At 62.3% G+C, this 25,063-nt stretch carries 21 protein-coding genes; 4 read left to right on the forward strand and 17 right to left on the reverse strand.

What is annotated here, in order from left to right; translation table 11 throughout:
- Window positions 1-64: 64 nt before the first annotated feature.
- The 6 genes from hutH to FHT69_RS23220 form a co-directional block, all read right to left on the reverse strand.
- On the reverse strand, window positions 65-1,570 hold the full coding sequence (gene hutH, locus FHT69_RS23195) for a histidine ammonia-lyase (RefSeq protein WP_063473745.1): 1,506 nt from the start codon (window positions 1,568-1,570) through the stop codon (window positions 65-67).
- Complete coding sequence (gene hutC / locus FHT69_RS23200; RefSeq protein WP_063473746.1) at window positions 1,567-2,334, reverse strand: histidine utilization repressor; 768 nt, start codon at window positions 2,332-2,334, stop codon at window positions 1,567-1,569. The genes hutH and hutC overlap by 4 nt, the downstream gene beginning before the upstream one ends.
- On the reverse strand, window positions 2,331-3,182 hold the full coding sequence (locus FHT69_RS23205; protein ID WP_047619153.1) for a MaoC family dehydratase: 852 nt from the start codon (window positions 3,180-3,182) through the stop codon (window positions 2,331-2,333). The genes hutC and FHT69_RS23205 overlap by 4 nt, the downstream gene beginning before the upstream one ends.
- The gene (locus tag FHT69_RS23210; RefSeq protein WP_063473747.1) at window positions 3,179-3,985 is read right to left on the reverse strand and encodes an SDR family NAD(P)-dependent oxidoreductase; all 807 of its coding nucleotides are present in this window, start codon (window positions 3,983-3,985) and stop codon (window positions 3,179-3,181) included. Before FHT69_RS23210 ends, FHT69_RS23205 begins: the two co-directional genes overlap by 4 nt.
- Window positions 3,982-5,532: an acyl CoA:acetate/3-ketoacid CoA transferase gene (locus FHT69_RS23215; RefSeq protein WP_063473748.1), complete on the reverse strand. Its 1,551-nt coding sequence runs from the start codon at window positions 5,530-5,532 to the stop codon at window positions 3,982-3,984. The genes FHT69_RS23210 and FHT69_RS23215 overlap by 4 nt, the downstream gene beginning before the upstream one ends.
- A gap of 99 nt (window positions 5,533-5,631) precedes the next feature.
- Window positions 5,632-6,657: a YeiH family protein gene (locus tag FHT69_RS23220; RefSeq protein ID WP_063473749.1), complete on the reverse strand. Its 1,026-nt coding sequence runs from the start codon at window positions 6,655-6,657 to the stop codon at window positions 5,632-5,634.
- 100 nt (window positions 6,658-6,757) lie between these two features.
- Here FHT69_RS23220 and FHT69_RS23225 point away from each other — a divergent pair, with 100 nt between their 5' ends.
- Window positions 6,758-7,681, forward strand: coding sequence for a LysR family transcriptional regulator (locus FHT69_RS23225; RefSeq protein WP_063473750.1), 924 nt, complete (start codon window positions 6,758-6,760; stop codon window positions 7,679-7,681).
- A gap of 82 nt (window positions 7,682-7,763) precedes the next feature.
- Here FHT69_RS23225 and FHT69_RS23230 read toward each other — a convergent pair whose 3' ends face one another.
- The 9 genes from FHT69_RS23230 to FHT69_RS23270 all read right to left on the reverse strand — a co-directional run bounded on the left by FHT69_RS23230 (window position 7,764) and on the right by FHT69_RS23270 (window position 19,174).
- The gene (locus FHT69_RS23230; protein ID WP_063473751.1) at window positions 7,764-9,389 is read right to left on the reverse strand and encodes a GMC family oxidoreductase; all 1,626 of its coding nucleotides are present in this window, start codon (window positions 9,387-9,389) and stop codon (window positions 7,764-7,766) included.
- Window positions 9,386-10,912, reverse strand: coding sequence for an FGGY-family carbohydrate kinase (locus FHT69_RS23235; protein ID WP_183906020.1), 1,527 nt, complete (start codon window positions 10,910-10,912; stop codon window positions 9,386-9,388). The genes FHT69_RS23230 and FHT69_RS23235 overlap by 4 nt, the downstream gene beginning before the upstream one ends.
- 31 nt (window positions 10,913-10,943) lie before the next feature.
- Entirely contained in the window at window positions 10,944-11,786 is an 843-nt protein-coding gene (locus tag FHT69_RS23240; protein WP_063473753.1) for a class I fructose-bisphosphate aldolase, read from the reverse strand.
- Window positions 11,759-13,507 carry a glycerol-3-phosphate dehydrogenase/oxidase gene (locus FHT69_RS23245; protein ID WP_063473754.1) on the reverse strand — a complete coding sequence of 583 codons (1,749 nt, stop codon included), beginning with the start codon at window positions 13,505-13,507 and terminating at the stop codon, window positions 11,759-11,761. Before FHT69_RS23245 ends, FHT69_RS23240 begins: the two co-directional genes overlap by 28 nt.
- A 12-nt stretch (window positions 13,508-13,519) precedes the next feature.
- Window positions 13,520-14,515, reverse strand: a complete 996-nt coding sequence (locus FHT69_RS23250) for an aldo/keto reductase (protein WP_047619220.1) — start codon at window positions 14,513-14,515, stop codon at window positions 13,520-13,522.
- Window positions 14,512-15,516: a sugar-binding transcriptional regulator gene (locus FHT69_RS23255; protein ID WP_183906021.1), complete on the reverse strand. Its 1,005-nt coding sequence runs from the start codon at window positions 15,514-15,516 to the stop codon at window positions 14,512-14,514. The genes FHT69_RS23250 and FHT69_RS23255 overlap by 4 nt, the downstream gene beginning before the upstream one ends.
- A gap of 1 nt (window position 15,517) precedes the next feature.
- Complete coding sequence (locus tag FHT69_RS23260) at window positions 15,518-16,510, reverse strand: ABC transporter permease (protein WP_183906022.1); 993 nt, start codon at window positions 16,508-16,510, stop codon at window positions 15,518-15,520.
- Between the two features lie 28 nt (window positions 16,511-16,538).
- A complete protein-coding gene (locus FHT69_RS23265) occupies window positions 16,539-18,080 on the reverse strand; it encodes a sugar ABC transporter ATP-binding protein (RefSeq protein WP_210304325.1) in 1,542 nt (513 codons plus the stop codon).
- A 65-nt stretch (window positions 18,081-18,145) separates the two neighbouring features.
- Window positions 18,146-19,174, reverse strand: coding sequence for a substrate-binding domain-containing protein (locus FHT69_RS23270; RefSeq protein ID WP_047619177.1), 1,029 nt, complete (start codon window positions 19,172-19,174; stop codon window positions 18,146-18,148).
- Window positions 19,175-19,566: 392 nt separating this feature from the next.
- Between FHT69_RS23270 and FHT69_RS23275 the strand changes: the two genes are divergently transcribed.
- Together FHT69_RS23275 and FHT69_RS23280 are read left to right on the forward strand one after the other, a co-directional pair.
- Window positions 19,567-20,484, forward strand: a complete 918-nt coding sequence (locus FHT69_RS23275; protein ID WP_183906023.1) for a DMT family transporter — start codon at window positions 19,567-19,569, stop codon at window positions 20,482-20,484.
- A 113-nt stretch (window positions 20,485-20,597) separates the two neighbouring features.
- On the forward strand, window positions 20,598-21,047 hold the full coding sequence (locus FHT69_RS23280; RefSeq protein WP_047619183.1) for a pyridoxamine 5'-phosphate oxidase family protein: 450 nt from the start codon (window positions 20,598-20,600) through the stop codon (window positions 21,045-21,047).
- Between the two features lie 118 nt (window positions 21,048-21,165).
- On the opposite strand, the gene FHT69_RS23285 is transcribed toward FHT69_RS23280, so the two are convergent.
- Window positions 21,166-22,422, reverse strand: a complete 1,257-nt coding sequence (locus FHT69_RS23285; protein ID WP_168332687.1) for a DUF763 domain-containing protein — start codon at window positions 22,420-22,422, stop codon at window positions 21,166-21,168.
- 118 nt (window positions 22,423-22,540) lie between these two features.
- Here FHT69_RS23285 and FHT69_RS23290 point away from each other — a divergent pair, with 118 nt between their 5' ends.
- Complete coding sequence (locus FHT69_RS23290; protein ID WP_183906024.1) at window positions 22,541-24,037, forward strand: phospholipase D-like domain-containing protein; 1,497 nt, start codon at window positions 22,541-22,543, stop codon at window positions 24,035-24,037.
- Here the strand turns inward: FHT69_RS23290 and FHT69_RS23295 are convergent.
- Window positions 23,984-24,946, reverse strand: coding sequence for a lysylphosphatidylglycerol synthase domain-containing protein (locus FHT69_RS23295; RefSeq protein ID WP_183906025.1), 963 nt, complete (start codon window positions 24,944-24,946; stop codon window positions 23,984-23,986). The genes FHT69_RS23290 and FHT69_RS23295 overlap by 54 nt on opposite strands.
- Window positions 24,947-25,063 lie beyond the last annotated feature (117 nt).

Below are 25,063 nucleotides of genomic sequence, written 5' to 3' on the forward strand. Positions count from 1 at the left end.
GAATAGCCGTCGGCATGACCGGTCGGCGCCCTGCCCTTCTTGGTGGGGCAGTGGCGAACCGGGCTTACAGCGGGCCAAGCCCGATCAATGCGGCGATCGCCGCAAAATCCGGCCCTTGCGCGCGATCCTCATCAAGCGCCGGGACGTGATTGCGGACGAAAGCATAGGCCTCAGCCGATCCCTTGCCCAATTCGCCTGAGACGCCGCGCAGCTCGACGGCCTGGGCCGAGGCAATCAGTTCGATGGCAACGAGATAACGCAGGCGCTCGACGATCGCCTGCGTCTTTGCCAAAACGCTCGGCGCCATCGACGCTTGGTCTTCCACGCCATCGGCGACGGGAAAGGGCGAAAGCGAAACCGGCATGGCGAGATGGCGGATTTCGGCTTCCATGGCCGAGACGGTCTTTTGCACGGTCGCAAAACCGGTCCGGCTCTGGCCCATCGGGGTCAGGAAGCGCGGGAGGTCTGACATGCCGGGCGACATGATCTTCATGATCCGATAGGCGGTGCCTGCCGCACAATGCGCCATCGCCTGCCCCAGCCTTTCCCAGGCGAGCACAAAAGCGGTCATGTCGAAATTGCCGTGTGCAAGAATGACGCCTTCGGAGGCGATGACGACAGGATTGTCGCTGGAGCTGACGAGATCTATCTCCGTCGCCTGCCTTGCCTCGTCGATCGCATGCCTCATCGCGCCCCAGACCTGCGGCGTGCAGCGGTAGCTCAAAGGATCCTGGAGACGTCTTGCGGCATCGGCCGCAAGCAAGGAGCTTCCCGAAAGCAGTTCCATCAGTTGAGCGGCGACACGGCGCTGCCCAAAGGCCGGTCTGGCAGCGAGAGCGCGATCGTCGAAGACGCTGACATTGGCCCGGAACGCTTCGAAATTAACGGCAATCGCCTTCAGGGACCAATCGAAGAGCCGCTCGATATCCTCAAGCGCCAGGCAGGCAAGGCCGATGGAGAGACTGTTGGCCACGACAAGCGCATGCCCGTCCTTCGGCGCCAATTCGAGTTGTTTCAGGCCGGCCCTTTCCAGGGCGATGGCGGCCGGCAGCACTTCGCCGCCAAGCTCGATCTCGCCGAAGCCGAGAAGCGCCCGGCTCATATGGGCAAGCGGAGCCAAATCCGCCGCACCGATCGAGCCCAATGACGGGACGACCGGATGGATATCTGCATTGATGGCGGCGATCAGACCACGGAACACGTTCAGCGAAATGCCGGAGCCGCCCGCCGCCATGCCTGCAGCCCTAACGGCCATCATCGCCCGCACGGATTCCTGGGCAAGCGGCTTTCCGACGCCGACCGCGCGGGCTTGCGGCACACGCATCTGAAACGCCACCAGATCTTCCGTTGCAAGTCGTGTATCGACCCCCGCTCCCAGTCCTGTCGTCAGGCCATAAACCGGCAGCTCCTTTTCCGTATAGCGATCGACGACGGCGCGCGCCGCCGTAATCCGAGCCTCGACCTCGGCGGAGATTTCGATCCTGGCGTGACGACGGGCAATTGCTGCGATGTCCTCGATCGTCGGCGGCGACGCGCTGAAGGTGATCGATGGAGAATGGGTGGCGCTCACTGTTTCTCTCCGAGAATGGCGACGGGCTTCGAGGGACCCTTGGTGGACCGTGCTTCCAGCCGATATTGCGCGCCCGGATAGTATAACAGCGCACAGGTCACGACGGCCTCGCCCGACCAGGTCCTTCGAAAGACGCGCAGGCAAGGGTGATCATTCTTCAGGCCAAGATATTTGCGGATCGTCGTGTCCGGTTTGACGGCCTGGACGATATGTTCGAACGCCGTTATCGGCGCCACCTTCGTCAGATATTCGTTCGGCGTCATGCTGCTGAAATCGGTCGACAGATAGTCGGGCGCGACCAGCGGATTGACGTAGCGCTCCTCGACCTGAATGGGCTGGTCGTTTTCCAGGTGCACGATCAGCGAGTGCATCACCTCAGCGCCGAGCGTCAGTTCGAGCGCGTCGGCAACGTTGGCATCCGCCTTCATCGAGCCGGCCTGAACGACCGCCGCCTTATGCGTGTGACCCCGCTCCAGTATTTCGTCGGCTATGTTGCGGATTTGAAGCAGATCGACGTCGAGGTGCTTTGGCGACACGAAGGTTCCGATCCCGGCGGATCGCTTGAGGACACCCTCGAACATCAATTCCCGCAGCGCGCGGTTCGCCGTCATGCGGCTGACGCCGAATGCCGCCACCAGTTCGCTTTCAGAGGATACCCGGTCTCCCGGCTGCAGCTTGCCTTCGGCGATGTCGGCCAGGATCTGCTCCTTGATCCTGATATAATGGCGCGCCTCGCGGGCGGCTGGTTTGACCGCTTTCGTCATGACAGCCTCGCCATGCCATTGTCGAGGATGGTCACACCCCGTGACGCAACGATCCCCCTGAAGCGAATCTCGGCGTCGTTGCGCCACATCTGCAGGGTGATCGTTTCTCCGGGAAAGATCGGCGCGCTGAACCGCGCCGCGATCGCCCGCAAGCCGATCTTCATGCCTGGATCGATGGCGGCGATGATGGCGTAGCCCGCATAACCGAAGCTGCACAGCCCATGCAGGATCGGCCGATCGAAGCCGCTTCGGCCGGCTGCCTGTGGATCCGCATGCAGCGGATTGAGATCGCCGTTCAGGCGATAAAGCAGCGCGGCGTTGTCAGGGAGGTCGACATTGAATTCGAAGTCCGGCTCTCGGTCCGGGACTTTGGACAGAGGTTCAGGCGCCGATCCCGCCGAACCGCATCCACCGTCACCGCGGCAGGCGTTCGTCTGGACGATCGTCGCGATCGGCTCATCACCGTCCACGGTTGCGATCATGCGCTCGAAGCTGACGAACATGCCTTTCTCAAGGCCGCGATCGACCACCGACAAGACGCGCGACCGGGAGATCAGCGGCACATCGAGAGGGACTGGCCGGTGGATGGTCAGGCGATGCTCGGAATGCACGAGACGCGCCCAGTCGACACCCGTCTGCTGCATCCACGGGCCTGGATGCGCCACGACATTGGCAAGGGTCGGCGCGGTCACGAGATCGCGTTCATAGACATAGTTCAATAGGTTTTCGTCGAGCGGGTTGGTGCCGTAGCCGACAGACAGGGCGTAGAGGATGGCATCTCTTGCAGTAACCACATGCGTCGCTTGCGGCACCGGGAAATCGAGAATGGATTGGGCCGACAACGTCACGATGCGGCTCCGCCGGATGCCACGGGCTTGCGAACACCACCCGACAGGCGGATGCCGCCGTCGACGGAAAGCAATTCGCCAGTGACGAACTCTGCCCCCTGAACAAGCCAGACAATGGCGCCGGCAACGTCTTCCGGTGTCGCGACCCGGCCGAGCGGCGCGGTTTCCGAAAATCGCTTGGCAATGGCGCCATAGGCATCCGGCCCGAGCGTGTCGCGCATCCAGCGCGTATCGATGATGCCGGGGCAAACCGCGTTCACCCGGATATCGGGACCGCAGGTGCGCGCTAGCGCCAGGGTCAACGCATTGAGCGCACCCTTGGAGGCCGTATAGGCAAGCGAACTGCCGCCGCCGGTAAAGGCAACGTTGGATGAGACATTGACGATCGCACCGCCGCCGCTGTCACGCATCACAGGCACCGCCGCCCGGCACATCTGATAGGCGCCGATGACATTGACGCCGAAAACACTCTGAAAATCTTCGGCCGACAATGTCTCCAGATCGAAAGGATCCGATTTGACCGTCGTTGCGGCATTGTTCACCAGGGCGTCGAGCCGCCCCCACCGGTTGACGGCCGTCGCGACCATCCGGCGGCAGGCCGCATCGTCGGCAACGTCGGCCTGGACGATCTCGACCTCCGCGCCCAGGCTGCGGCAGATATCGGCCGTTTCATCGGCCTCTTTGTTGCTGCTGTTGTAATTGACGACCACCCGGGCACCGCTCTCGGCGAACTGCTTCACGCATGCGGCCCCGACGCCTGTTGCCGAGCCCGTGACGATGATGACGGCTCCATCGATTTTCATGGGGCAAAGTCCTTCATGGCGTGGGTGGCAAACAGGCGCGCGTCCATCTGTTTCAGCTGGCCCGACACCGCGACGCCCTTCGGCAGGCGGTCGAGAACATGGGAGGCGAGATCGATGCCGGGGGCAAACTCCGTCAGCATCAGGCATCCGTCGATCACTCGAAAGACCGCCCGCTCGGTGACGACGAGCTGCGACTGCCCTTCCGGCGCAAAGGCCGGGCTCGAACTGATCTGGTCGACATGGTCGACGATCTTGCAAACTCTGCCGTCCCGGATGATGTCGAGGCTGCCGTCGGCAACCGCAATTTCCGCGCCGCCGGCCGAAAATGCGCCGAGATAGACAACACGCCCCGCCGTCTGCGAAATATTGGTGAAGCCGCCGACCCCAACGATGGAATTGTTGAAGCGGCTGACATTGACCGCACCGTGCCTATCCACCTCGGCCATGCCGAGAAAGGCGATATCGAGGCCGCCGCCGTCGTAAAAGTCGAACTGCGAAGCCTGTGGGACGATGGCGGTCGGATTGACGGCAGCGCCGAAGGACAGTTCCTCGGCCGGCACGCCGCCGATCACGCCGGATTCGATCGTCACCGTATAATCGTCGAATCCCTCTTCGCTGGCGATCCGACCGATCCCGGCGGCAATGCCGATGCCGAGGTTGATCGTCGGGCGATGGAGCGGCGCCAACTCCAGGAAGGCACGGCGCTGAATTATCTTATCGGCCGACAGCGGCGCCGGGTGCAGGCGGCTCACCGCCATCCGGACGCGCCCGGTATAGGCGATATTGTCTGTCTCGGCGAAACTGACGCCGTGCTGGGCCGGATTTTCGCAGACGACGACATAATCGACCAGCGCCGCCGGGATGCGAACATCGCCCGGCGGCAGCGAGCCGCGCTCGGCAATCCGCTTGACCTGCACGATGACGACACCGCCGGAATTTCGGCCTGCCTGCGCCATGGCGAGCACGTCGAGCGGAAAGGCTTCGTCCTCGAGGGTGACGTTGCCGTCTTCGTCGGCCGTCGTACCGCGCAAAAGCACGCAGTCGAGCGGCATCGAGGGATAAAGCAGCCATTCCTTGCCGCGCAACGACACGCGCTCGACAAGCGCTCGCGGCGTCGTCGCATTCATGCGGCCGCCGCCATGCAGCGGGTCCATGAAAGAACCGAGCCCGATATGGGTGATCACCCCAGGCTGACCGGCGGCAATCGCCCGATAGAGCTGGGCGATGACGCCTTGCGGCCAACAATGCGCTTCGATCTTTTCCTCGATCGCCAGCCTGCCAAGGCGCGGCGTTCCCCGCCATCCCCCGGCGATCACGCGGGCGACGAGGCCCTCATAGCCGAAATGCCCCATGCCGCGCGTCTGACGATCGCCCGTGCTGGCAGCAAACAGAAGTGTCAGCTTGCGCGGTTTTCCAGTGGCGAGGAAACGCTCCTCCACCGCGGCCGTGATGGCCTCGGGATGGCAGCATCCTCCAAAACCCGAGGCAGCGACCGTCATCCCGTCTTCGAGGAGATCCGCAGCTTGCTGTGAAGAGATGACCCGCATGACGATCTTTGCTTCTCCGCCCTGTATATACAGGCTAGCCGCTGATCGTTTGGAAGGCAACGGGAATTTTTGCAAGTATTTTGGGCACACCACCCCGTCTCAGACGATATTCAGCAGGCCGATCAAGCAAAGCCCAAGCACCGCCAGAGCCAGCAGCGACAGCGCCGCCGCGACGAGGACCCGACCGCCGGTATGGGCGATGGATCTGACATCGACGGAGAGGCCCAACGCGGCCATGGCAGTAACGGTGAAGGCGGCTGATACAGCCGACATCGCGGGCAGCAGCGGCGCCGGGATCGCGTCGAGCGAACGAAGCGTCGCCATGGCCGCAAAACCGAGGATGAACCATGGCAGAACATGGCGGAGATTGATTGCGGCGCCGCCGGGACGGCGACCATGAACTGCGCCGAGCACAAGAATGACGGGGCCGAGCATCATCACGCGGATCAACTTGACGAGCGTGCCCACCTGGGTGCTGACGGCGCCGGCGGAGGCCGTCGCCGCCAATACCTGCGGCACGGCATAGGCTGTCAGCCCTGCGAAAACGCCATATTGTACGGCGCTGAGACCCAGGAACAGATGCAGAAGCGGCAAAGTCAGCACCGCACCAACGCCGAGCAGCGCGGTAAAGGCTATCGAGGCGGCGATATCGTCCGGTTTGGCGCCGATCACAGGTGCTGCCGCGGCGATCGCAGAATTGCCGCAGATCGAGTTGCCGCAAGCAACCAAGGTCGCCAGGCTGGTCGACAGCCCGAAGAGCCGGCCAAGCAGAAAGCTGCCGGCCAAGGACAGCGCAACCAGGACGGCAATTCCACCGACAAGCGGCAGTCCGGCCTGCCGGATGGCGGCCGTGCTGAGCGAGGCGCCCAGCAACACGACGGCAATCTCGAGAAGCGTCTTGGCGGCGAAGTGAATGCCGGGAGTGAAGGTCTGCGGCAGGCGGACCGAGGAGCGCATGGCAATGCCGATCAGAATGGCCAGCACGAGGCTCTCGATCCAGTGCGCGCCGAAAATCATCAGCTGCAACTGCTCAACCAACTGCGCAATGAGCGTGACCGCCACACAAAGGACAAGTCCCGGCAGGACGGCAGGAAGCGACGGGGAACGGGAGGCGGAAACGAGCATCGGCAAGACCTTGCGGAATGCTTCACTGTCCCATACTCAATTGTCGACTTCCATTGAATAGTTTAATATAGTTCATTCGGTAAAATCGAACGATTGCATCATGACTTTCGAACAGCTCTCCATTTTCGTTGCGGTTGCGGAACGCGAGCACCTGACCAATGCCGCCGCGGCGATCGGCCTCACGCCGTCGGCCGTCAGTTCGGCCATCCGCAATCTCGAGGCCTCCTATGGCGTCGAGCTTTTTCACCGTGTCGGACGCCGCATAGAGCTGACATATGAAGGGCGGGTGTTTCTGGGGGAGGCACGAGCCACACTCGCGCGCGCAAAAGCCGCAGCACTCGTCTTGTCCGATCTCGGCGGCTTGCAAAAGGGTGAGCTCGTTGTTTTTGCCAGCCAGACGATCGCAAGCTATTGGCTGCCGGCGATGCTGATGCGTTTCAAGGTCCGCTACCCGGGCATCGACCTCAAGCTGATGATCGGCAACACGACCACGGCGGCGAAAGCGGTTCTCGATGGATTGGCGGAAGTCGGTTTCGTCGAGGGCAGCGTTGACGAACCGGCGCTGAATATTCGGCCGCTCGCCGAGGACGAACTCCTTATCGTCGTCGGTCCGCGCCATCCCTGGGCGCGTGGCAAACCGATCGCCCCGGCGGAGCTGGTTTCGGGCACGAAATGGGTCATGCGGGAAAAAGGGTCCGGAACCCGGTCGGCTTTCGAGGCGGCGATTTCCAATCTCGGCATCGGCCCCGCAGATCTGACAGTCGCGCTTGAGCTGCCGTCGAATGAAGCAGTCATATCGGCAGCAAGAGAAGGCCTCTGCGCAACGGTCGTTTCCGGCGCCGTGGCCGCGCCGCTCTTGACGCAGGGTCTGCTGGTTAAGGCGCGCTTCCCTTTGCCGTCCCGCCAATTTGCAATCCTGCGGCACAAACAGAGACACTCCAGTCGTGCCTCGTTGGCGCTGGAAACGATTTGCAGCGAGGACAAAGCTGCCGAGGTCCAAAATCGGGATGACTGGGCGCTTTAGATCGAAAGCGGTTCGGCCGAACCCCCTGTTATGACGCCGATTCCCGGCAAAACCGCTTCGCGCTTCGCCTGGGAAAACCGCGTTAAGCCTCTGATAGAATGCTTTCCGCGGCCTTTTCGGCAATCATGATTACTGGCGAGTTGGTATTGCCCGAGACGATCGTCGGCATGATCGAGGCATCGACCACCCGCAGTCTCGCAAGCCCATGCACCCGCAATTGCGGATCGACAACCGCCATGGTGTCGCTGCCCATCTTGCAGGTGCCGACCGGATGGAAAATCGTTGTGGCGATATCGCCGACCCGACGGATCAGGTCCTCGTCACTCTGATATTCCGTGCCCGGCAGCATCTCCTGCGGCCGGTAATTGCGAATGGCATCGGCCTCCATCAGCCGGCGGGCATGCCGGATCGATTTCGTCGCAACCATCCGGTCGCCGGCTGTCGAAAGATAGTTCGGGCGGATTTCCGGCGCCATGCAAAGGTCCGGGCCGCCAACATGCACGCTCCCCCGGCTTTCCGGCCGCAGATTGCAGACGGAGACGGTGACAGCGGGATATTTATGCAGCGGCTCGCCGAGCCGGTCTGTGCTCAAGGGCTGCACGTGATATTCGAGATCGGCGGTCGCAACAGCCGGATCGCTCTTGGCAAAGATACCGAGCTGGCTCGGCGCCATCGACAGCGGACCGGACCGGCGCAGCATATATTCAAGCCCCATACCCGCTCGGCTGAACAAGTTGTGATAGAGCTGGTTCAGCGTCTTTGCGCCCTCGATGCGGAAGACCGTACGGATCTGCAAATGGTCCTGCAGGTTTTCGCCGACACCCCGAAGTTCGTGGGCGACGTCCAGTCCGGCAGCGGACAACACATCCGGGCGACCGACGCCGGAAAGCTCGAGGATTTTCGGCGAATTGATCGCACCGGCAGACAGGATGATCTCGCGATCGGCGCGAGCCAGATGTTTCTGCCCGTTCAGCCGGAACCGCACGCCGGTCACCATCCTGCCGTCGAATTCCAGCCGCTCGGTTTCGGCGCGGGTCAGCACGCGCAGATTGGGCCGCTTCATCGCCGGGCGCAGAAAGGCCTTTGTCGTGTTCCAGCGCAGGCCGCCGCGCTGATTGACCTCGAAATAGCCGGAGCCCTCATTGTCGCCATCGTTGAAATCGTCGGTTTTTGGAATGCCGAGCTCCTCGGCCGCATCGCGAAAGGCATCGAGGATCGGCCAGGAAAGCCGTTGCTTTTCCACCCGCCATTCGCCGCCTGCCCCGTGCATCGGCGACTTCCCGCGATAATTGTCCTCGGATTTCAGGAAATAGGGCAGCACGTCATCCCAGCCCCAGCCGGAATTGCCGGCTTGCCGCCAGCCGTCGTAATCGGCCGCTTGGCCGCGCATATAGATCATGCCGTTGATCGACGAGCAGCCGCCCAGCACTTTTCCACGCGGATAAGGCAGTGACCTGCCGTTCAGTCCGGCTTCCGCCGCCGTCTTCATCATCCAATCGGTGCGCGGATTGCCCATGCAATAGAGATAGCCGATCGGCACATGCACCCAGTGATATCGGTCGCTGCCGCCGGCTTCGAGCAGCAGGACACGAGTTTTCGGATCGCGCGACAGCCGGTTGGCCAGAACGCATCCCGCCGATCCCGCGCCGACGATGATGTAGTCGTAGCTTCCCGCATCGATGGCCCCATCATTCACCCGCATGTTCATGCCGCCGCTCCCGCTGCCAGCGGAACCGCCGTCAGACGCCGCCAGAGCGGTGCCATTGCCTCGGCGATATCCTGATAGAGAGCGTAGCGCCGCGCATAATGTGCCTCAAGCGAGACATCCGGACGATAATGCCGCTCGGTCCGGACCATGGCCGCAGCACCGGCGCCGAAGTCTGCGAAGACACCGACGCCGGTTCCGGCTGCAATCGCCGCTCCCAGCGCACCGGTTTCACGCGAGCGGGCAACGCTGACCGGAACGCCGAGCACATCGGCAAAGATCTGAGGCCAGATCAGGCTGCGCGAGCCGCCGCCGGACAGCACGGCTTCGTTGAAGACCGCGCCGGCCTTTCGGATCGCCTCGATGTGCTGGCGGTGACCGAAGGCGACGCCCTCAAGAAGCGCGCGAACGAGATGCCCCTTGGTGTGCCAACCGGCAAGACCGTAGAAGCCGGCGCGTGCATGGCCATCCTGCTGGGCGCCGTAGAGATACGGATGGTAGAGCGGGTCGTCTGCAGCGGGTTCGATCGCCTCGGCCAGCGCGCAGCAGGCATCGAAGGGCGAAACGTCTTCCGCATGCTCGCCTTCGAAAAACTCCCGCACCAGCCATTCGAGATTGGCAGCCGAGGTGGCGCTGTTCTCCATCGCCATGTAGCGGCTGCGATCGAAGGTCGACGACATGAACACCGGCCCGTCGAGGTCGGGGCCATCGATGATGACCTGGTTGATACTCCAGGTGCCGGCGATGATCGAGGCGCTGCCGGTGCGTGAAACGCCCGAGCCGAGCGCCGAGGCGACGACGTCGAACAGCCCGCCGACCACAGGAGTACCGGCGGCGAGCCCGGTCTGCGTCGCCACTTCTTCCGTTACCGTGCCGGCAATGTCGGCGCTTTCGATGAGCGGCGGCAAGAGGTCCATGCAATCTCCCAGTCCATAGGCCTCCATCAGCGCCTTGTCGTAGCGGCGCGCGGCAAGATCCAGCAGACCGGCACCCGACATATCGGACACCTCGCTGACGCGGCGGCCGGTCAGGCGGTTGACGACGAAATCCTTGGAGAAGAACACCGTACCGATGCGGTTGAACAGATCCGGCCGGTGACGCTTGAGCCAGGCAAGCAATGTCGGCGTCTGGGATGGCCACGGACGCTGGCGGGCAATCGGATAGGTCCGGTCACCAACGCCGGCCTCTCGCCATTCATCGACCAGGCCGGCGGCCCGCGTGTCGAGTGACTGGATGCCGAGCAGTGGAGCGCCGTCGCGATCAAGCGCATAGAGACCGTTGCCATGCCCGGCGCAACCGATCGCGGCGATTTCCTCCGGCTGGATCTCCGCCTTTTCGATGCAGGCGCGGATGACCTGCCGTGCATTCGTCCAGAGTTCGTCAAGCCCTCCCTCGACATGCCCCGGGCTCGGCATGCGGCTGCGCCCTTCTTCCCACGCAGCCGCGATCTCGTTGCCGCTCAGGTCGAAAATCACCGCTTTGATGACGGTGTTTCCGGCGTCGAGCCCCAAAAGATAGTTTCCCATGCTGAACCCCTCCCAAGGTTCGAGATCGCATTCAACCCTGCTGGTAGAGCGCAAACGCCTGATCGCCGCTCGCATCCTCGTGCACGATCGCCATCAGTCCGCGCACCACGGCCCTCGGATTGGCGTGCTGATAGATGTTGCGGCCATAGACCATGCCTAGAGCGCCTTGTCGCATCAAGGCCGCCGATTTGTCGAAGACGGCACGAAGATCTTCCTTGCCGCCACCGCGGACGAGAACCGGGCAACGGGCTGCTTCCACCACCCTGTGGAAATCCTCGGCATTGGTGGTTGGGTCGGCCTTGACGATATCTGCGCCCATCTCACGGGCGAGCCGCGTCAACGTCACAATCTTGTCCGCGTCACCGTCGACCATATAACCCCCTTTTTCGGTGACCGGCTGCATCACCAGCGGCTCGATCATCAGCGGCATGCCATACTTGTCGCAATCGGCCCGCACGCGGGAAATATTCTGCACGCACTGGCGGAACAGATCCGGCTCGTCCGGCAGCATGAACAGGTTGACGACGACGCAGGCTGCATCCATCTCGATCGCGCCGATCAACGGTTCGGCGTCGTTCTGCAGCACCGCCCACATGTCGCGGTGGCGGATTCGGTTATAGGGATTGCCCATGTCGATGCGCATGACCAGCGCCGGCTTGTCCTTGCCGGGCACGTCCTGCAGCAGGTCCGCTTGGCCGTAATTCATCTGGATCGCATCCGGCGCGGCAGAGACCAGCGCCTTGACGACGGCCTGAATGTCCTCCAGCCCGTTGAGGAAGGACGGCTCGTTGCAGACGCCGTGATCGATCGCCACATCGAGGCAGCGGCCGCCGCCGAACAGCCGGTTCATCCGGACTTTGCTGTTGTGTCGCATTCTGTGCTCCTTGGTTCGTTCCTTGCGGAAAGCATGTCTTCGTCGACGCCGTGGCGTTCGTTGAGAAGGGTGAGAAAGCGGACGCGCTCACTGGCGCGATGCGCGAGCGTCCAGTTCTTATCCTGCGCCAGCAGGTCGAGTGCGGCGTCCATCATGTCGAGTGAAAGCTCGCCCGAAACGGCAAGCGTCGTGCGCCGCAAAAGCAGGTCGTCGAGATGTTCCACCGCTTCCTCGCGGATCAGGAACTGCAATTCGCGCACCGAGTAGGCGGCGTGCGGCAGCGCTTCATCGGGGCTTGGCGCGATGAAGCCGGCAATCGCCTCGGCATCCGTGCCATATCGGGCAAACAGCTCAGCCATGCGCCCTGCGGAAAGGCCTTTGCTGGCTGCCATCTGCGCTAGCCAGGCGGGCGTGTTCGCGGGAAAGGCCCGACCGCCGCCGATCGGCCGATCGGTTGTCGCAACGCGGCGCCGCCTGCCGAGCCTTTCCAGAGCCATGTCGGCCGCCAGTTCCCCGAAGGACCGGAATGTCGTCCACTTGCCGCCGATCATGCAGAGCACCGGCGCACCGCCATCGGGAGGCTCCAGCATGGTGCAGAAATGATCGCGCGGGATGCGTCCGGTAAAGCTGTCGGTGCTCGCCGGCAGCGGCCGCACGCCGGAAAACTGAAAAACGATTTGCTCCGGCCGAATGGTGATATCGGGCAGGACGAAGGCAAGCGATTGCAGGATATAATCCCGCTCGTCCGCCTCGCAGCGCACCGTTTCCGGATCATCGACGCGGATATCGGTGGAACCGACGAGAACCTTACCGAGATAAGGAAAAGCGATACAGATCCGCCCGTCCTCGTTCTCGTAGTAGATCATGTGATCGGCAAGTGCGTCGCGCAGCTCCGCATTGTCGATGATGAGATGCGAGCCCTTGGTGCCGCCCATCAGTGGTGACGGCCGTGCTTCTGGCGAAAACAGGGTTTGATTGGCAAGGTCGATCCAGCCACCGGTGGCGTTGATGATCAGCGCCGGTTCGACGGCAACGGACGCGCCGCCGATCTGATCCTCGACGTGATACTCACCATTTTCGGTACGCCGCAGTTCGGCATAGTTCAGCGCCATCACTCCGAACTTTGCCAAAAGACCATCCTGTAGGAGCTCGATGCCCAACCGCTCCGGATGGCTGACCCAGGCGTCGAAATAGGTGGCGGAACTCTTGATGTCGGGATTGAGCGCCGGCCACTTGGCAAGCGTTGTGCGCCGGCCGCGAAACTGGTGGCGCGGCATCAATGCCCGTTTGCGCGTCAGGAAATCATAGATGCTCAGGCCCGCCTTGATGGCGACGGCGCCACGTCGGCTCGGACGGCGGCTGAGGCCAAGGAAGCGGACAATGCCATTGCCGAGGCCGGAAAAGATATCGAACACCGGCACCGTCGTCGGCAGCGGCGCGACGTAATGCGGCGCGTTGCGCAGCAGCCGGTCCCGCTCGACCAGCGATTCCTGCACCAGCTTGAATTCGCCGTTTTCAAGATAGCGAAGCCCGCCATGGACCATGCGCGACAACGCCGAACTGGCACCGGAGCAATAGTCGTGCTTCTCGACGAGCAGCACGTTCAGCCCCTGCAGGGCCAGTTCCCGAAAGACGCTGATGCCGTTGATGCCGCCGCCGACGACGCAGACGTCCACCTTCGGGCTCTGGCGGAGCCCGTCCAATATTTCTTGCCGTTTCATGATGGCGATCCGCTACCTGTCCATATCAGTCAGTTTCGCCGCTATGGCCGTATCGATGGCCGCAAGATCGGCCGTATCCAGCCGGATGGTCCCGGCCCGCGCATTGTCGAGCGCTTGTGCCGGATTGCGCGCCCCGCAAAGTGCAAAGGTGACGCCCGGCTGCGCCAGCGTCCAGGCAATCACGATCTGGGCGATGCTGGCGCCGTGTTTTTCTGCGAGCGGCCGGATGGCGTCGGCGAGCGCCGCTGCCTTCTGGCGGTTGTCGACTGAAAAGCGCGGATTGTCCTTGCGCTGGTCGTCGCCGGAAAACACACGGTCCGGGCCGATGGTGCCGGACAGCAACCCCAGCGCCAGCGACGAGTAACTCAGCGTCGCTATGCCGTTGGCCTTGGTCAGCGGCAGAAGCTCTGCCTCGATCTCGCGGTCGATCATGCTGAACCGCTCCTGGATCGCGTCGAGACCGCCGGCAGCGAGATAGGCATCGAGGTCGTCGGAACTGACATTGCTTGCGCCGATCGCCCGGATCTTGCCCGATGTTCGCAGGTCTTCCAGCGCCCGCATCGTTTCCTCGATCGGGGTCGTCGGGTCCTGCCAATGGGTGATGTAGAGGTCGATATAGTCGGTTCCGAGCCGCCTCAGGCTTTCCTCGACCTCATGCAGGATCGCATCGCCGCCGAGATAACGGTGGACCGGCTTGCCGTCTTGGTCGAAGAAATGACGGCCCTTCTGCGTATGCCAGACAAGGCCGCATTTGGTGGCGATCACAGCCTTGTCGCGTCGCCCAGCCAACGCTTTGCCGACGATCTCTTCGGAACGTCCAAGCCCATAGGCTGGCGCCGTGTCGATCAGCGTTACGCCGGCGTCAATCGATGCCTGGATTGCGGCGATGGATTCGGCCTCGTCGGTCCCGCCCCACATCCAGCCGCCGATCGCCCAGGTGCCCAGCCCGACCGCCGAGGCGGAAACGCCGGATTTGCCGATCTCACGTGTCAATTGCTGTCCATTCATGCCCATTTTCCTTCGCCATTCGCCAGTGCCAGCACCCGCGCACCTGTCGCCTCATCGGTCACCAGCGTATCGAGATGATTGCCCCTGAGAACGCTGAGGATCGGGCCTGCCTTGTTCGGCCCGCTCGCCACGCCGATCTTGGTGGGGATCGAGGCGAATTCCGGCAGCGTCAGCGACACCAGCGACCGGTTGAGGCTGTAGTCGCAGACCTGGCCATGATCATCGAGCAGATGCGCCAGCAATTCGCAGGAGGCGCCGGACCGCTCGATCGCGGCGCGGTCGGTGCTCGAGGAGGGATGCAGGTCGTAATAGCTAGAATCGTCCGACAGGATCGAGCCGATGCCGACCACCGCGACCTTCGCCTCGCGCGCCCGTTTGAAAACGTCGGCGACGGCACGCATGTTGATCAGCATTGCCCGCTGCTCGGCATCGTCGGCAAAGAGCGGCGCGTGAATCTGGTAGGAACATCCCCCAAGCCGGTCGGCCATCAAGGTCGAGACATGGTTGACGTCGGTATAGTGCTTACCCTGCACGCAGCCCGTTGCTGGAATGACCTCGACATTGAAACGACGTGACGGCTGCAAGCCGGCGACGACGGCGCTCACGCCTTTGCCTCCCGTGATGCAGATCGTATCGCCATCGATGATCTCTTCCAGCAGCAACCGCGCTGCCGCTTCGCCGACGGCCTGAAGCGCCGTTTGCGGATTGTCGGACACAGTCGGCACCACCACGGCGCGGCCGATGCCGCCAAGCGCTCGCAGCTGTTCCTCCATATCGACCAGCGGCTCGACCGGCGACTTGATCTTGATCTCGACCAGGCCGAGTTGCCGGCCGCGCTTGATCAGGCGGTTGACGGTAGCATGCGAGATGCCGAGTTGATCGGCAATCTGCGCCTGTGTCAGTCCCTCGAGGAAATGCAAGACCAGGGCCTGGTGCATCTGCCGGGCGATGACGATTTCCTCGCGCGGCGCGTTTGCGGGTTTGAGTTTGGCTATCGGCATGTCAGGCAGCCTTCCGCTTGTGCAGGAAATGGTCGATCGAGACGGCAGCAAGCAGAATGCAGCCTTTAATCATGTCTTGCCAATAGACGGACACGTCGAGCAAGATCAACGAGCTTGTAACGACCGACAGGAGGGCAATGCCGAGAATTGCCCCCAAGATCGTGCCGGAGCCGCCATTCAGCGACGCGCCGCCAATCACCGCGGCTGCGATGATATTGAGCTCCATGCCGACGCCGAAGGTCGGGGTCGCGGCGCCGAAGCGGGACATGTAGATCACCCCGGCAACCCCCGACAGCGTGGCGCAAAGCACCGTCACCCAGAACTTCACCTGGTTGGTCTTGATACCGGAATAGAGCGCCGCCTTCTCGTTGCTGCCGGTGTAGAACACCTTGCGGAAGGCGGTTGCCCGGCGCAGCAGGAAATCGAACAACACGACGACCGCAACAAAAATCAGGATCACATAGGGGACGCCGTAGAACGTGCCTTGCCCGACCGCCTTGAACGAAGGCGGCAAGGTGAACAGCGACAGCGGCGTGCCCTTGGTGATGATCAGGCAGATGCCGCGCACGATGACCATCGCCGCAAGCGAGGTGATGAAGTGGTTGAGCCCGACGACCGTGACGAAAAAGCCCATGACGCAGCCGATCAGGCTGCTGGCTATGATCCCGATCAGGGATGCGCTCCACGGATCGAGCCCCATCAGGAACAGCGAGCCAGACAATACCATCGAGAAGCAGACGACCGAGCCGACCGACAGGTCGATGCCGCCGACGATCAACAGGATGGTCATGCCGACGACGACGATTCCCTCCACCGAGAACGACATCAGCATCGCCCGGAAATTGCCGAGCGTCAGAAAATGCGGCGAGGCAAAGCTCATGACGATGCAGAGCGCCAGGATGATCGCGATCAGTCCCGCCTCGCGCATTGTCCCCAGCCGTTTCCAGCCGGGCGCGCGTGCCTGATGTACCGTTGCCAATATAGCGTCCGCCATGACCTTGTCTCCCGCCCCTGCGTTTTCTTTATGCGGCATGCTCTGATGCCTTTGAATTGTTAAGACCGCCGATACCCGACGCGAGCCGCATGATCGCTTCCTCCGTCATCGTCTCGTCCTCGACCTCGCCTGCAACGGTGCCCTCGTGGATGACCAGCACCCGGTCGCATAGACCGAGAAGCTCCGGCAGTTCCGACGAGATGACGACAATGCCGATGCCGGAGCGCGCGAGATCGCGCAGCAGCCGGTGGATTTCCGATTTGGCGCCGACATCGATACCGCGGGTTGGCTCGTCCATCAGGATGACCTTCGGATTGACCGCCAGTTGCTTGGCAATCGCTACCTTCTGCTGATTTCCGCCCGACAGCGACGAGACCGGCATGTCGATGCCCCCCATCCGCACCCCGAGCCGCCGGACCAGCTCGTGGGCACGATCCGCCTCGGCTTTGGAATTCAACAGTCCCAGGGGTCCGGTCAGCGATTTCAAATCGAGAACGGCAATGTTCTGGGCGATGGAAAGATCGAGGAAGATGCCGGAGCCTTTCCGGTCTTCCGACAGGTAGACGACACCCGCCTGCGCGGCCTTCGCATAGGAGTGCGCCGGCAGCCGCTGTCCATGCAGTTGCACCTCGCCGGCGATCACCGGCCGCAACCCGCAAATGCCTTCGGCTATCTCGGTGCGCCCGGAGCCGATGAGCCCGCCGACGCCGAGAATTTCGCCCTTGCGCAGTTCGAAGCTCACATCCGTAAAGCGGCTGCCGTCGCCGAGATCGCGGACGCTCAGAATGATCTCGCCGGTCCGCTCCGCCGGCGCTTGCTTTTCTGGATAGAGCTGGGTGATCTCGCGCCCGACCATGCGGCGCACGACATCATCCGGCGTCAAGTCCGCCACCGTCTCCGTCGAGACATAGCGGCCATCGCGAAAGACGGTGACCCGGTCGCACAGGCTGAAGATTTCGGCCATGCGGTGGCTGATATAGATGATCGAAATACCCTGCGCCTTGAGGTCGCGGATGATCCCGAACAGGACCTGCGCCTCCGCTTCCGTCAGAGCCGCCGTCGGTTCGTCGAAGATCAGCACCCGGCAATCGAGCGTCAGTGCCTTGGCGATCTCGACAAGCTGCTGGCTCGATATCGACAAGTCGCCGACTTTGCGGCGAACATCGATCGGCGCCAGACGGTTCATCACGACCTGTGCATCCCGTTCCAGCTTGCCATAATTCATGAAAGGCGAGCGGCGACGGTTGGTCGCGGCCATGAACATGTTCTCGGCCACCGTCGCATCCGGGCAGAGCGCGATTTCCTGATGCACGAGGCCAAGCCCGAGCGATTGCGCCACCGCCGGCGACGTCACTTTTACCGGCGCGCCATCGACAAGGACGTCCCCCTCGGTCGGCTGCAGCACGCCGGCAATGATGTTCATCAGCGTCGACTTGCCCGCGCCGTTTTCGCCGCAAAGTGCATGAACCTCGCCTTTTTCCAGGGTGAAGCTCACATCCGTCAACGCCTTCACTGCACCGAAGTGCTTGCTGACATTGCGGATTTCCAGAACCGGCACCGACGCCACCATAATCTCCTCCTCACGCTCGCGATGGCTGCCCGGAGCTTGAAGCCCCGGACAGCAGGCACAAAGGTTTATTCCTCGATGCCCTTGGTGCCCCGCCGCTTCAGGTACTTGTCCCAGTAGAAGTCGTCGGCATTATTGGCCGTGACGATCGACAGGCCGTTGTCGACGAACGGAATGCTCATCGGGTTGAAGCTGGCGCGCTTGGCGTCGTTCATCGGGTCGATGAGTTCGGGATGCTTGGCGAGCCACAGGAGCATGAAGCCCATGTAACCCTGCATGCCCTGGTTCGGGTTGATCGAGCCGAACACTTCGCCCGCCTTGATCATGTCGAGGATGTTGGCGTTGACGTCGGCGCACATGACGAGGATCTTGCCGCCGCTTTCCTTGTTGGCCTGCGAAGCGCCGATGGCCGAGTTGGCTTCCGGCATGAAGACGGCGCCAAGGTTCGGATGTGCCTGCACCAAGCTCATCAAGCCCTGATAGGCCTTGTTCGGGTCCTGGTTGGACGCAGCGCGGCCGACCAGCTTCATATCAGGATATTTTTCGTCCATTCGGGCGATGAAGGCGGCGATACGCTTGTCGTGATTGTCCTGGCCCGGATTTTCCAGAACGGCATATTCACCCTTGCCCCCCATCTTTTCGGCAATCGCGTCGGCCGCATAGGTGCCTTCGCGGGTATTGTCCGACGTGATGAACGAGATGCGCTTGGAAAGCGGCGCGTCGGCTGCGAAGGTGACGACCGCCGTGCCCTGATCGATGGCCCGGTTGATCGGCTCGATGAACGGATCGGAGTTCATCGGATGAACGAGGATACCGGCCGGGTTCTGGGCCAGCGCCTGGTCGAAGGTGGCGATCTGCTTGTTGACGTCATATTCCGGCGTGCCGGTATAAGCCGTCTCGCAACCGAGCTGCTGACCGGCCTGCTTGAACATTTCATAGACCGGGAACCAGTATTCGACGCCCGAAACCATGACATTCATGACGTATTTTTCACCGGGCTTGCAGCGGAACGGATTTTCCGCGTCCGCGCTGGCCACGCCGGCATAAAGCGTCGATGCGAGGACCGCCAATGCGGTCGTGCTTAGAAATCTGCGCAAGTTTCCTCCTCGAGGCCGAAGCCCCTCCCAAATATCCGGCGGCGCCTCAGCGGCTGCCGATGATCCATTGAAGACCGGAGTTCCTCCTCGAAGTCCGGTATGGGCAGATAATCGCAACGGCGGAGCGGTGTCAATATAATTCATCATGTGAAATATATTTCACATGTCGGTGTCCTGCATGGCGATTGATGCCCGCATTTGGCGCTCGAAGGCACCGCTTCATGAGAGGCACTTGATGCGGCGGCTGATGAAGCCGTGGGTCGACAGGCCCGAAGACGGTCGTTTGCGGGTTCGACTGCAATCTCTTCAACCGGCCCATTGACATCGGCAGGGTTAAGGTCGAAGCCGCACTCGGCCGCGTATTCGCGGCCGCTTTTGCAAGGATGTCTAAAATGAAGACCGAGACTGGTGTAGCCAATGCCGGAAACCTGATCATAACAGGCGTCGTGCTGATGCTGCTTGGCGATCTGCTTTTTGCGCTGAACGATGCGATGGGCAAGTGGCTGGTTGCGAGCTTTGCCGTCGGCCAGGTGCTGGTGATCCGCTCGGTTGGCGCTTTCATCGTGCTCGGACCAATGATCCTGCGGCAAGGACCGATGGGTTTGTTCCGCGCCGAGCAGAAGGGCCTCCAGTTCATACGCGTTTTCATGGCGACTTGCGATGTCGCGCTGTTTTACGCCGCCGTCGCCTATCTGCCGCTCGCAGACGTCATGACCTTCTATATGGCCGGGCCGATCTACATTGCGGCGCTCTCGCATTTCTTTCTCGGAGAAAAAATCGGTTGGCGGCGTTGGCTGGCCGTTCTGATCGGCTTCGCCGGCGTCGTCATCGCGCTGCGTCCGTCGACCGCAATGCTGTCGCTTCCGTCGCTTTTCGGCCTTGCGGGCAGCCTTGCCTTTGCATTGTCGCTGGTGATGAGCCGCTATCTGCGCTCGACCAGCGACACGACGCTCGTGACATGGCAGACGGTCGCCGCGCTCATCACCGGCATCGTTTTGAGCATCGGCCATTGGCAGCCGGGGACGATTGTCGACTGGTCCGGCATGCTGCTCCTCGGCATCGTCGCCACCTGCGCGCATCTGCTGATCACCCGCTCGCTGAAGCTTGCACCGGCATCGCTGCTCGCGCCGCTGCAATATACGCTGCTGCTCTGGGCGATCATCCTCGGCTACCTCTTCTTCAATGATGTTCCCGACATGCAGGTCGTCATCGGCGCCGCAATCATCGTCGTTGCCGGGCTCTTCATCTTCCACCGGAAGAATCTGAAAGAAACGGTTCCGATTGAGGCCGTCCCGCCCGACGGCCATTGACGCTACAGCGCTGCTTATCTTCAGAGGGATAGAGACATAGTCACGTGGACTTTCCACGGAACAATCTGGACGCTTGCACGCTACTCCCGAGCATTCAAACACGGGAGATCACAATGGCGTCCATGACCCTCGAAGACCTATCCTCGCAACTGAAGAAGATCGATTTCTGCATGCTGTCTACGAACGCCGGGTCGGGCCGCATCTCGGCCCGACCGATGAGCAATAACGGCGACGTCGAATATGACGGGGATTCCTGGTTCTTTTCGTATGAAGACAGCAGAAAAATCACCGAGATCGAAGGCATCGACGCCGTCTCGCTGACGTTCACGGCGCCTCCCAGCCTCCTCGGCAAGCCGGGGATTTTCATCGCTGTCGAGGGCTTTGCCTCACTGGTACGGGACAAGGCGACATTCGAAGAACATTGGGTCCCCGATCTCGAGCGGTGGTTTCCTGAAGGAGTGGACACTCCTGGTATCGTTCTCATCAAGGTTTCGGCGTCCTCCATCCGGTACTGGGATGGAGAGGAAAACGGTGAGATCGCCCTGCCTGGCTCCGCGCGTTAAGGAAAGCATGGCCGCCCCTGCTCTCTTGCCTGTTTCGATGATGCACGCGGCCCGTTCTATGATCTAATGGCCCGCCCCGCATGACGTGAGGCTGGCGCGCATTCGTCGGCAGATCACGTCAATGACCACTCTCATCCACCGGCGGCGGCTCCCAGCCGAACACGCTGCGGCCGCCGAAATCGGCGGATTGGCGGAATTCGCCGGCGATGATTTCCTTGAGGTCGGGGCCGGTCACATAGCGTTCCATCTGCCTGGATTGGTCGTCCAGGCGCCGCAGCGCCTGCAACTCCTCCTCCCGCCCCAGCTTGCCCTTCTGCACCGCCGATTTCATCACGGCGATGGTCTCGTCATAGACCTTGAGCGGAACCGGAAAGGGATGTCGGTCCTTGCCGCCATGGGCGATCGAGAAGCGCGCCGGATCGGAAAAGCGGCAAGGCGCGCCGTGGACGACTTCCGCCACCATCGCCAGCGCCTTCACCGTGCGGGCGCCGACGCCTGGAACGAGCAGCAGCTGTTCGAAATCCGCCGGTCCGCGATCGGCCGCGGCGGCCAGATTTCCGTGCAGGCGCCGCATATTGACGTCGCTCTCGCGGACGTCGTGATGGGCGGGCATGATCAGGTGCGGCAGCATCGGCTGTTCGGCAGGTTCGGGCGCGGGTTCTTCGGCACGCAGCAGCGCGGCGGCCTCGCGGATGATCCGGTCGGGGCCGAGCGTCGCCAGCAGATCGAGCTGGCCGCGCCGCGAGCGCTCGGCGCGCCTGTCGGCCAGATTGACGATCTCGCCCTGGCTCCTTCCCTCGATTGCCGCATGCGGCGAGTCGACGAAACTCTCCAGCCCTTCCGACAGCCAGTGATAGCGCCGGGCCTGCCGCCTGTCGCCATTCATACCCTGCTGCACCACCACCCAATGGCCGTCATCGGCAACAATGAACCCGTGGAGATAAAGATCGAACCCGTCCTGAAGGGCAGCACTGTCGACCTTGGCGATGAGACGGCTCGTGGTCGCCAGCCCCTCTCCGTCGAGACCGACACGCTCGCCGATCGAGACAAGCTCCTGCGGGGTCTTGCGCGAATGCGCGCCGCGACCGCCGCAGACATGCAGGCCGAGTTCGCCGGCACGCGGCTTCAGCCCACGCTTCAGCGCCCCGAGAACGCTGGTGGTGATGCCGGAGGAATGCCAGTCCATGCCCATGACCGCACCGAAGGACTGGAACCAGAAGGGATGCGCGAGCCTGCGCAGGAATTCGTCGCGGCCATAGTGATGGACGATCGCCTCGGTGATCAGCGTGCCGAGCCGCGTCATCCGATCGCCGAGCCAATGCGGCACACGTCCCCCGTGAAGGGGAAGATCGGCGCTGCCTGCTCGTTGTGACATCTCGTTTCCTTGCACTTTGTATCGCCCGTCGTTGCCGGCATGTTCGCCTCATCCGGCGCGACAGGGAACCCAAAAATATTCCAGGCGTTTGCTCTCCCAGTGAGAGGCCGAGGCAATCATGACGACATTCGAAACCACCTTCAATGACCCGAACTTGCCCCAGACAAAATCACAACGACCAGGCGACCGCCCAAAACAGGAGGGCGGCGCCTTGCGCTTGGAAGGAAGCGCGGCGAAGGCAGCCTTCCTGATCAACGGCAACAGCTATTTCGCCGAACTGGCGCGCGTGCTGCGGCAGGCGCGGCGCACCGTCTGGATCATCGGATGGGATTTCAATCCCGACATCCGGATGCAACCGGAAAAATCCGACGAAACATTGGCCGATCTGCTGCATGCCCTGGCCGCGGCAAATCCCAAGCTTGAAATACGCATCCTCATCTGGACGCTCGGGCCGATCTATTCGGAGAAATCCCTGCAGGTGCTGCGAAAGAAGAACTTTCCCAGGAATGCACGGATCGATCTGCGCTTCGAGCTTCAACCGACATTGCGCGGCTGCCACCATCAGAAACTCGTCTGCATCGACAACGCCGTCGCCTTCATCGGCGGCATAGACCTGACGTCGCGGCGATGGGATACCCGGCGCCATCGCGCCGAGGAGAAACTGCGGCGCGACCCGGAGGGCGTTTCCTACGATCCGCTGCACGACGTTCAGGCAATGGTCACCGGCGATGCCGCCAGGCTGATCGGCGACATCGCCAGGCAGCGCTGGGAAAATGCCACCGGCGAGATCCACCTGCCTTTGGCCGAAAATATCCGCTTCGTCTGGCCGGACGATCTCGCCATTTCCATGAGGGAGGTTGCGGTCAGCTTCGCGCTGACGGAGCCTTCGACCGCACTTCGCCCCGGCATTAGCGACGGCATCGCCATGACATTGGACGTCATCGCCCGCGCGCGGCGGCAGCTCTACATCGAGGCGCAATATCTCGCCTCTTTCCGCGTTGCCGACGCCATTGCCGCGCGGCTGCAGGAGGAAGACGGGCCTGAGGTCGTCATCATCTGTACGCGCAGTTCTCACGGACTGATCGAAAAGCTCGTCATGGGCGGCAATCGCGACCGCGTCATCCGCCGCCTCAAACGCGCCGATCGCGCCGGCCGTTTGCGCGTCTATTACGCGGTCACGCCGGGAGAGGACGGCGAGGTGGAGGTGCTCGTCCATTCCAAACTGATAATCGCCGATGACGAACTGGTCCGCATCGGCTCCTCCAACCTCAACAATCGCTCGGAAGGGCTGGATTGCGAATGCGACATGCTGTTCGAGGCTGGCAATGACGAGCACCGCGGCGCAATCGCGGATTTGCGCAATCGCCTGCTTTCGGAATATCTCGGAACCAAACCCGAAAGCTTTGCCGCAGCCTTTGCGCAAAGCGGCTCGGTCATCGCTGCGGTCGATGCGCTCAATGACGGGCCTCGGGGCTTGCGAGAATTCACCGTTGCGCTGTCGGGCAGCATTTCACCGATTACAGGCACAGGGCTCTTCGACCCGGTTCGACCCTTCGCACCCTTAGACCGACTGGGCCTCGGCGCGCTCGTCCGCCTCCTCATCCGGCCGGCGTGATCTCCGCCGGAAGATCATCTCGCTGATGACGAGAAGCGTGGATCCGAGCGCCAGCGGGATGAAGAAATAGGCGCAGCGGAACGCAATCAGCGCGCCGATCGAGGCCTCCTTCGGCACGGCATAGGAAACGGTCGCCTCGAGCACGCCGAGGCCGCCCGGAACATGTGTTGCGAGAATTGCCGAATTGGCGAGCACGTAAGCCGTCACCGACCGGAAAAAGGCGACGTCGCCAAAGGCCGAGAGCATCTGGTGCAGACAGGCGGAGACGAGCATGAAGTTGAGCGTCCCGACCCCGACCTGCGCGACCGCGATCGAAAATCGCGGCAGCTGAAACGACCAGCGCCACAGCCGCAACGTGCCGCGGATGAAGAACGCCAGGCCCGTATAGACAACCGGCACGACCAGCGCCACCGCGCCGAAGATGCGCACACTTCCCGGATCAATGCGCAGCAGACGCCCAGCATCACCGGGATTGACGATCATCGCGAGACCGCCAAGCGTGATCAGCCCCAACCCCACCGTGACGCCACAAAACAGGATGACCTTCGCCACGTCCTCCGCCGTCAGCCCCCAGCGAGAATAGAAACGATAGCGGAAGGCGCCGCTGCTCAGGCCGGCAAAGCCGATATTGTGGCCGAGCGACAGGCTGATGAATGAAGTCAGCGCTATCCTGGAATAGGGCAAGGATTTGCCGAGCGAACGGATCGCCAGCAGATCGAAACAGGTGAGGCACAGATAGGATGCCGCCGCAAACAGAAGGGCTGTGCAGAAGGTCGAAAAAGGAATGCTGCGAACCGACTGGACGATCTGCTCGAGACTATACTGTTGGAAGATCCGATAGAGGAGAAAGACCGCAAGGCAAAGCGCGGCCATGAGCAGTCCATTCCAGATTACGCTTTTCAAGCTCATCGATTGTCCGTTTCCGAGATGCGAGCGCGACGGCTCGATGATCTGGAACGATCAAACGAGTTCTGTGTTCCCAAGGAGAACACGTTCTATGTTCTCCCTGGGGAGGAACGAGTTCCG

This window comes from Rhizobium sp. BK008 (assembly GCF_014197345.1).
Classification (GTDB): domain Bacteria; phylum Pseudomonadota; class Alphaproteobacteria; order Rhizobiales; family Rhizobiaceae; genus Rhizobium; species Rhizobium anhuiense.

What these genes read in the sequence shown, in the direction of transcription:
- hutC (WP_063473746.1), bottom strand. Translation starts at nt 2,334, where the DNA reads ATGACGAAAGCGGTCAAACCAGCCGCCCGCGAGGCGCGCCATTATATC.
- FHT69_RS23210 (WP_063473747.1), bottom strand. Translation starts at nt 3,985, where the DNA reads ATGAAAATCGATGGAGCCGTCATCATCGTCACGGGCTCGGCAACAGGC.
- FHT69_RS23215 (WP_063473748.1), bottom strand. Translation starts at nt 5,532, where the DNA reads ATGCGGGTCATCTCTTCACAGCAAGCTGCGGATCTCCTCGAAGACGGG.
- FHT69_RS23220 (WP_063473749.1), bottom strand. Translation starts at nt 6,657, where the DNA reads ATGCTCGTTTCCGCCTCCCGTTCCCCGTCGCTTCCTGCCGTCCTGCCG.
- FHT69_RS23225 (WP_063473750.1), top strand. Translation starts at nt 6,758, where the DNA reads ATGACTTTCGAACAGCTCTCCATTTTCGTTGCGGTTGCGGAACGCGAG.
- FHT69_RS23230 (WP_063473751.1), bottom strand. Translation starts at nt 9,389, where the DNA reads ATGAACATGCGGGTGAATGATGGGGCCATCGATGCGGGAAGCTACGAC.
- FHT69_RS23235 (WP_183906020.1), bottom strand. Translation starts at nt 10,912, where the DNA reads ATGGGAAACTATCTTTTGGGGCTCGACGCCGGAAACACCGTCATCAAA.
- FHT69_RS23240 (WP_063473753.1), bottom strand. Translation starts at nt 11,786, where the DNA reads ATGCGACACAACAGCAAAGTCCGGATGAACCGGCTGTTCGGCGGCGGC.
- FHT69_RS23245 (WP_063473754.1), bottom strand. Translation starts at nt 13,507, where the DNA reads ATGAAACGGCAAGAAATATTGGACGGGCTCCGCCAGAGCCCGAAGGTG.
- FHT69_RS23250 (WP_047619220.1), bottom strand. Translation starts at nt 14,515, where the DNA reads ATGAATGGACAGCAATTGACACGTGAGATCGGCAAATCCGGCGTTTCC.
- FHT69_RS23255 (WP_183906021.1), bottom strand. Translation starts at nt 15,516, where the DNA reads ATGCCGATAGCCAAACTCAAACCCGCAAACGCGCCGCGCGAGGAAATC.
- FHT69_RS23260 (WP_183906022.1), bottom strand. Translation starts at nt 16,510, where the DNA reads ATGGCGGACGCTATATTGGCAACGGTACATCAGGCACGCGCGCCCGGC.
- FHT69_RS23265 (WP_210304325.1), bottom strand. Translation starts at nt 18,080, where the DNA reads ATGGTGGCGTCGGTGCCGGTTCTGGAAATCCGCAATGTCAGCAAGCAC.
- FHT69_RS23275 (WP_183906023.1), top strand. Translation starts at nt 19,567, where the DNA reads ATGAAGACCGAGACTGGTGTAGCCAATGCCGGAAACCTGATCATAACA.
- FHT69_RS23280 (WP_047619183.1), top strand. Translation starts at nt 20,598, where the DNA reads ATGGCGTCCATGACCCTCGAAGACCTATCCTCGCAACTGAAGAAGATC.
- FHT69_RS23285 (WP_168332687.1), bottom strand. Translation starts at nt 22,422, where the DNA reads ATGTCACAACGAGCAGGCAGCGCCGATCTTCCCCTTCACGGGGGACGT.
- FHT69_RS23290 (WP_183906024.1), top strand. Translation starts at nt 22,541, where the DNA reads ATGACGACATTCGAAACCACCTTCAATGACCCGAACTTGCCCCAGACA.
- FHT69_RS23295 (WP_183906025.1), bottom strand. Translation starts at nt 24,946, where the DNA reads ATGAGCTTGAAAAGCGTAATCTGGAATGGACTGCTCATGGCCGCGCTT.